Consider the following 1,109-nt stretch of genomic DNA (forward strand, 5'->3'; position numbering starts at 1 on the left):
GAAGCCAAGACCGCCGAGACCGAACTCGAAGTCGTCGAAGGCATGCAGTTCGACCGCGGCTACCTCTCGCCCTACTTCGTCACCAACGCCGACAAGATGGTTGCCGAGCTCGAGGACGTCTACATCCTCCTGCACGAGAAGAAGCTGTCCAACCTCCAGGCCATGCTGCCGGTTCTCGAAGCCGTCGTGCAGACCTCGAAGCCGCTGCTCATCATCTCGGAAGACGTCGAAGGCGAGGCTCTGGCCACGCTGGTCGTCAACAAGCTGCGTGGCGGCCTGAAGATCGCCGCCGTCAAGGCGCCGGGCTTCGGTGATCGCCGCAAGGCCATGCTGGAAGACATCGCCATCCTCACCGGTGGCCAGGTCATCTCGGAAGACCTCGGCATCAAGCTCGAGAACGTCGGCCTCAACATGCTCGGCCGCGCCAAGAAGGTGTCGATCTCCAAGGAGAACACCACCATCGTCGACGGCGCCGGCAAGAAGGCCGAGATCCAGGGCCGCGTTGCCCAGATCAAGCAGCAGATCGAAGAGACCACTTCGGACTACGACAAGGAGAAGCTGCAGGAACGTCTGGCGAAGCTCGCCGGCGGCGTTGCGGTGATCCGCGTCGGCGGTGCGACGGAAGTCGAAGTCAAGGAAAAGAAGGACCGCGTCGATGACGCCCTCAACGCGACCCGCGCGGCCGTCGAAGAAGGCATCGTTGCTGGTGGTGGCGTCGCGCTGCTGCGCGCTTCGGCCAACATCAAGGCCACCGGCGTCAATGCCGACCAGGCCGCCGGCATCAACATCGTGCGTCGTGCGCTGCAGGCTCCGGCCCGCCAGATCGCGGCCAACGCCGGTGCGGAAGCATCGATCGTTGCCGGCAAGATCCTTGAGAACAAGGGCGCGACCTTCGGCTACAACGCCCAGACCGGCGAGTATGGCGACATGATCGCCATGGGTATCGTCGATCCGGTCAAGGTTGTCCGTACGGCTCTTCAGGACGCGGCCTCGGTCGCCGGCCTGCTGGTCACCACCGAAGCCATGATCGCGGAGGCTCCGAAGAAGGAGTCGGCTGGCGGCGGCATGCCTGGCGGCATGGGCGGCGGCGGCATGGGCGGCATGGGCGG

1 protein-coding gene is annotated in these 1,109 nt (G+C 64.9%); it reads left to right on the forward strand.

Going from position 1 to position 1,109, the window contains the following annotated elements; genetic code table 11:
* Positions 1 to 1,109, forward strand: a 1,109-nt coding sequence (gene groEL, locus EN993_RS36095) for a chaperonin GroEL (protein WP_127266271.1), incomplete at both ends; no start/stop codon positions are given.

Origin of the sequence: Mesorhizobium sp. M7D.F.Ca.US.004.01.2.1 (assembly GCF_003997785.1) — a bacterium.
Lineage (GTDB): Bacteria > Pseudomonadota > Alphaproteobacteria > Rhizobiales > Rhizobiaceae > Mesorhizobium > Mesorhizobium loti.